We start from the raw sequence: 5559 nt of genomic DNA, 5'->3' as shown, positions 1-5559 counted from the left end.
CGTCCGCCGGGACGGTCGGCAGGGCGTTCAACTGGGCCTGGCTGATGGTGGTGTAGCTCTGGAAGCCGCCCACGTTGTTCCAGTCGGTGACCGCGATCGGCGCGCCGCCGGCGATCCGGTAGACCTGGCCGGTCTCGGTGACGTTGACGAAGGTCCCGTCGGCGAAGCCGGTGGGCGGCGGGGTGACGGCGCCCGCGCCGACGGGGCTGACGTAGCCGAGGAAATTGGAGGAGGACCCCTCCAGGTAGTGCTCGATCTGGTCGGCGGTGCCGGTGACCTCGGTGACCAGGCCGCCCTGGTTGCCGCCGATCTCGGTGAGGGTGCCGTTGGCGTTGACCTTCTCCACGATGCCGACGTGCGCGCCGCCGCTGGCCTTGGTCGGGTAGTTCCCGCCGCCGAAGATCATCGCGTCGCCGGGCTGCGGGGTGTACGTCCCCGGGTTGTGCCAGGTCCCGTTGCTGTCGCCGTAGTTGACGAAGGTGGTGACGGTGCCGCCGAGCGCGGAGACGTCCACCCCGCCCTGCTGCCAGGCCCACCGGGAGAAGTAGGCGCACCACTGGACGCCGCAGTTGACGATCCCGCAGCCGTTCGAGCCGAGCTGGCCGACGGCGGCCGAGACGATCGCGCTGCGGCTGGTGGCGGCGGAGGCCGGACCGGCGGCGACGGTGATCAGGCCGGTGGCGGCGACGGCCAGCGCGACGGAGGTGGCGAGGGAGCGGACGAGGGGCTTGCGGGACATGGCGGTACTCCAACGGGTGGGCGGGGCAGGCGAATGGGGCGCACGGCGGGGCGTGCGGGGCGGGGAGACCCGCGGGTGACGGCGGCGGACGGCTGTCCTGCAGGAACAGCGGTCGGGGGCGGCGGCCCGGGACGGGCGGTGCGGAGGGCGCGGCGGCGCTCAGCGGCCGGGCGGGCCCGGGGCCGGGGCGGGCACCGGCGGGAGGTAGCGCAGGCTCAGCGCCGCGGAGCCGCGGTGGCAGCGGGCGAGCAGGTCGGCGGCGCGGCGGGCCGGGTCGGCGGCCGCACCGGGGCCGGGCGGCGGGGGGAGCAGGAAGAGCAGCAGGTCGATCCGGCCGGGTTCGACCCGGGCCCTGGCGTGTTCCAGGCCGTCGCCGGGTCCGGCGTGCGCCCAGAGGGCGGCCAGGGCCTCGGCGGCTTCGTCGGCCTCGTCGGCCGGTGCGGGGCGGGTGCCGGGGCGGCGGTCCAGGCTGGCGTAGACGACGTCCACGGGCCGGTCAGCCCCACTGGAGCTCACCGGACGGCGCCGGGGTGCGGGTGGCGGTGGCGGTCGGGGCGGGCGGTTGGCCGGGGGTCTCGTCGGCGGCGGCGGGGCCGGCGGCCGGCAACAGGAGCAGGGTGGCGGCGGCGAGGGCGGCGGCCGCCGCGGCGGCAGCGGTGAGGGGCTTGCGGGTCATGGCGGTTCGTCCTTTGCGGTGGGGCGGGCAGGAGGGGCGGGGTTCCGGCCCGGGCGCTCCGCGGTGGCGTTCGGGTCGGCTCGCCGTTCCGGGCGCTCCCCGGTGGCGATGGCTCAAGCTTCGCCCGGCGCGGGCCGCGCCGACAGGTCTGCGCCCTGTCGCCAAAGCGCCAGGCGGAATCCCGACAGCGGCCGGGCCCGGGGAGCGGGGCGCTCCGTCCCGGACTGTCCGCTTCGTCCGCGAACGCACCGGGCCCCGGCGGCGCTCCGGGCCGTTTCCGGCGGCTCGCCCGCTTTCCCTTTCCTGCCAACGGAGTTCGCCTCCGGAATCTTGAAGGCGGTGGGGGCCGGTGCCATCATGAGCCGCGCGCCGAAGCGCGTCGCGCCGTCACGAGGGGCGCAACACCGTACGGGGGGCAACACCGTCATGTTCGAAGCCCTGGGGCTGTCCGTCGGCGCCGCGGACGTCTACCGCACCATGCTCGACCGGCCCGGCGACGGGGTGGGGGCGCTCGCCGACCGGTTGGGGCTGAGGCCCGATCAGGTCCGCGGCCATCTGGACGAGTTGGCCGACCTGATGCTGGTGCGCGCGTCCAGCGAGCATCCGGGGCAGCTCCGGGCGGTCAGCCCGGAGGTCGGGCTGGCCGACGTGCTGGCCCGGCAGGAGGCGGAACTGGCGGCCCGGCAGGCCCGGTTGGCGGCCTCGCGGGCCGCCGTGACCAGGCTGGTCGCGGACCGCGCCGACACCCGGGCCGCGCACGGCGAGCGGCTGCTGGGGATGGACGCGATCCAGGCCCGGCTGGAGGAGCTGGGCCGCCGGACCACCACCGAGTGCCTGGGCGTCCACCCGGGCACCGGGCACCGGCCCGAGGACCTGGCGGCCGCCCGGGCCGCGAACGCCGAGATCCTGGCTCGCGGCGTGGTGATCCGCGGCCTCTACCAGGACGCCGTGCGCAAGGTGCCGCACATCGTGGCGCACGCGCACTGGGTGCTCGACCACGGCGGCGAGATCCGCACCGCGCCGGTCATCCCGCAGCGGCTGGTGATCGTCGACCGGGCGCAGGCGCTGGTCCCGATCGACCCGGCGGACACCCGCAAGGGCGCGCTGCACGTCACCGAGCCGGGCCTGGTGCTGGCCCTGTGCGAGCTGTTCGACCAGGCCTGGGCCACCGCGGTGCCGCTCGGCGCCGGGCGGGTCGAGGACGCCGCGACCGGGCTCAGCGACACCGAGCGGGAGTTGCTGCGCCTGCTCGGCAGCGGCCTGACCGACGACACGGCCGGGCAGCGGCTGGGCGTCTCCTCGCGCACCGTCAACCGGCTGATGGCCGCCATCATGGAGCGGCTGGGCGCGAGCAGCCGTTTCGAGGCGGGTATCAAGGCGGCCCACAAGGGCTGGCTCTGACCGGTTCCCGGCACCGGGACGGAAAGCGGGAAGCGGGGCGCGGGAATCCCGCCGCCGGTCTCATCTTGGCGGGATTCCGCCAGTGAGGTGTGGCGGGCAAAAAAATCCCCAAGAAGTACGGCCCGGGCGGCCTTCCGGCGCCCCGGAATCACCGGAACGCACCAGGACGGGGGCGAAACGTCCGCAACCGTCGGGGTTCGCCCGTTCCGACCTGTCGGAGAGTGACCCACCGCTACGTCAGAACGGCATTGCGCAACGGCAATTGGGCGGATAGCGTCGGCTACATTGCGGGTTTCCGTGATTACTCCCGGTCGAGCCGGTTTTCGGCGGAACAGCCGGGCGGGCCGGACCCGGCACCCGACCCGATGTCGGCCCCGTGGGCACACCGGGCCCGCACGGCAGCGGTCGGGAACGGGAATTTCATGGGCGGGGGCGCCCGTCCATCGGGGGGAATGGGCTTGGTGAGCGAGGAGCGGAACGCGGGGCGGCCGGGCGAGCGCGCGGCCCGGATGGCCGACCTGACCTGTCTGGGCCTGGGCACCGGATCGATCGAGGTCTACTGGTACCTGCTGGAGCACCCGGACGAGGCGGCCGCGGCGAGTGCCGGCCGGACCGCCGCGGCCCTCGGCCTGGAGGAGGCCGACGTGGGCCGGGCGATGGCCGAGTTGGAGCTGCTCGGCCTGCTGCGCCGCTCGGAGCGGGAGCAGGGGCGCAGCGCCCTGGTGGACCCGTCGATCGGCATCGAGCGGCTGATCGACAACCGGTTCACCGAGCTGAACGAGCAGCTCCGCCGGGTGATGGCGACCCGGGCGGTGATCCCCGAGCTGGCCGGGGCGTTCCGCCAGGGCCGGTCCCGCACCCTGCCGCTGGACATCGAGCGGCTGGACGGGCTGGAGGAGATCCGGGCCCGGTTGGACGACCTGGCGTTCTTCGCCCACCAGGAGGTGCTGGCCCTCCAGCCGTCCTTCTCGCCGTCGCTGATCGAGGCGGCCCGGCCGCTGGACATGCGCTGCCTGCGGCGCGGGGTGGCGCTGCGCACGGTGGTGCGGCGGCAGGCGGTGGAGAACCCGGTGACGCTGGCGTACCTGCGCGAGACGGTGGCGCTGGGTGCGCAGGTGCGGTTCACCGACCGGGCGCTGGAGCGGCTGATCGCCTACGACCGGACGTTGGCGGTGGTGCCGGTCGACCCGGAGGAGTCCGGCCGGGGCGCCCTGGTGATCCGTCAGCCGGGACTGCTGGCCAGCATGATCCGGCTGTTCGAGGAGGTGTGGGAGTCCGCCGAGGACCTGTCCACGCTGGCCGGTTCGGCCGAGGGCGAGGAGGCGCTGACCGCCGTGGAGCGGGAGGTGCTGCGCATCCTGTGCGAGGTGGACAAGGACGAGATCGGCGCCCGCCGGATGGGGGTCTCGCTGCGGACCTTCCGGCGCTACGTGGCCGATCTGATGCTCCGGCTGAACGCCGCCAACCGGTTCCACGCGGCGATGCTGGCCAAGGAGAAGGGCTGGATCTGACGCTCAGTCGGCCGGTCGGTCGGACCAGCCGCGGGGCGACAGGTAGCCGTCCGGTCGCAGCCAGGCCGGGTCGGCCGGGTCCGCGGGGGCCGGCGGCGGCCCGGTCCGGGCGGCGGCGGCCCGGGCGCACAGCACGGCGGTGAGCGCGGCGAGTTCCTCGGGGTCGGGCCGGCCGCGGTCGATCCGCAGCGCGGCGGCCGCGCTCACAGCGGCGGGTTGCCGTGCTTGCGGCGCGGCAGCCGGACGTCCTTGGCGCGGAGCATCTCCAGTCCGGCGATCAGCACCGCCCGGGTGTCGCGCGGGTCGATGACGTCGTCGACCAGGCCGCGTTCGGCGGCGTAGTACGGGTGCATCAGCTCCCGGCGGTACTCGTCGATCCGGGCGGCCCGGGTGGCGTCCGGGTCGGCGGCGGCGGCGATCTCGCGGCGGAAGACCACGTTGGCGGCGCCCTCGGCGCCCATCACGGCGATCTCGTTGGTGGGCCAGGCGAAGGACAGGTCGGTGCCGATCGAGCGGGAGTCCATCACGATGTAGGCACCGCCGTAGGCCTTGCGCAGGATCAGCTGGATGCGGGGCACGGTGGCGTCGCAGTAGGCGTAGAGCAGTTTGGCGCCGTGCCGGATGATGCCGTCGTGCTCCTGGTCGGTGCCGGGCAGGAAGCCGGGGACGTCGACCAGGGTGACCAGCGGGATGTTGAAGGCGTCGCACATCTGCACGAAGCGGGCGGCCTTCTCCGAGGAGTGGATGTCCAGCACACCGGCGTTGACCTGCGGCTGGTTGGCGACGATGCCGACCACCCGGCCGTCCAGCCGGGTCAGGGCGCAGATCACGCTGCGTGCCCAGTTCTCGTGGACCTCCAGGTACTCGCCGTCGTCGGCGATCTCGGCGAGCACGGCCCGCATGTCGTAGGAGCGCTGCGGGTCGGCGGGGACCAGTTCGGCCAGGCTGTCGTTGCGCCGGTCGGCGGGGTCGCCGGTGGCTTCGACGGGCGGCAGTTCGCGGTTGTTCTGCGGGAGCAGCGACAGCAGGTGGCGGACGTCCTCGATGCAGGACTGCTCGTCGTCGTGGACGAAGTGCGAGACGCCGGAGACGGCGGAGTGGACGTCGGCGCCGCCGAGGCCGTTCTGGGTGATCTTCTCGCCGGTGACGGCCTGGACGACGTCGGGGCCGGTGATGAACATCTGCGAGGTCTCGCGGACCATGAACACGAAGTCGGTCAGGGCGGGGCTGTA

7 protein-coding genes are annotated in these 5559 nt (G+C 74.5%); 2 read left to right on the top strand and 5 right to left on the bottom strand.

Annotation, left to right across the window (positions count from 1 at the left end):
• The 3 genes from ACIQBJ_RS21300 to ACIQBJ_RS21290 form a co-directional block, all read right to left on the bottom strand.
• Positions 1-739 (bottom strand): CHAP domain-containing protein (locus ACIQBJ_RS21300; protein WP_400712601.1); only part of this gene is annotated, 739 nt, incomplete at its 3' end.
• Positions 740-898: 159 nt separating this feature from the next.
• The gene (locus ACIQBJ_RS21295; protein WP_400712598.1) at positions 899-1228 is read right to left on the bottom strand and encodes a hypothetical protein; all 330 of its coding nucleotides are present in this window, start codon (positions 1226-1228) and stop codon (positions 899-901) included.
• A gap of 7 nt (positions 1229-1235) precedes the next feature.
• Positions 1236-1415: a hypothetical protein gene (locus ACIQBJ_RS21290; protein ID WP_400712595.1), complete on the bottom strand. Its 180-nt coding sequence runs from the start codon at positions 1413-1415 to the stop codon at positions 1236-1238.
• 426 nt (positions 1416-1841) lie between these two features.
• Between ACIQBJ_RS21290 and ACIQBJ_RS21285 the strand changes: the two genes are divergently transcribed.
• Positions 1842-2816 (top strand): LuxR C-terminal-related transcriptional regulator, encoded by a 975-nt coding sequence (locus ACIQBJ_RS21285; RefSeq protein ID WP_400712592.1) that lies wholly within the window; start codon positions 1842-1844, stop codon positions 2814-2816.
• 461 nt (positions 2817-3277) lie between these two features.
• Positions 3278-4327 (top strand): helix-turn-helix transcriptional regulator, encoded by a 1050-nt coding sequence (locus ACIQBJ_RS21280; protein ID WP_400712589.1) that lies wholly within the window; start codon positions 3278-3280, stop codon positions 4325-4327.
• Between the two features lie 3 nt (positions 4328-4330).
• Here the strand turns inward: ACIQBJ_RS21280 and ACIQBJ_RS21275 are convergent, their stop codons facing one another.
• Both ACIQBJ_RS21275 and ACIQBJ_RS21270 read right to left on the bottom strand, forming a co-directional pair.
• Complete coding sequence (locus ACIQBJ_RS21275) at positions 4331-4534, bottom strand: acyl-CoA carboxylase subunit epsilon (RefSeq protein ID WP_400712586.1); 204 nt, start codon at positions 4532-4534, stop codon at positions 4331-4333.
• Positions 4531-5559 (bottom strand): acyl-CoA carboxylase subunit beta (locus ACIQBJ_RS21270; protein WP_400712583.1); only part of this gene is annotated, 1029 nt, incomplete at its 5' end. The genes ACIQBJ_RS21270 and ACIQBJ_RS21275, both read right to left, overlap by 4 nt.

It is taken from the genome of Kitasatospora sp. NPDC088391 (genome assembly GCF_044753345.1).
Classification (GTDB): domain Bacteria; phylum Actinomycetota; class Actinomycetes; order Streptomycetales; family Streptomycetaceae; genus Kitasatospora.
Note: the sequence above shows the minus strand (reverse complement) of the source record. Positions and strands in the feature narration are given on the sequence as shown.

Coding starts and splice junctions, on each gene's coding strand:
- ACIQBJ_RS21290 (WP_400712595.1), bottom strand. CDS start 1,415: ATGACCCGCAAGCCCCTCACCGCTGCCGCCGCGGCGGCCGCCGCCCTC.
- ACIQBJ_RS21285 (WP_400712592.1), top strand. CDS start 1,842: ATGTTCGAAGCCCTGGGGCTGTCCGTCGGCGCCGCGGACGTCTACCGC.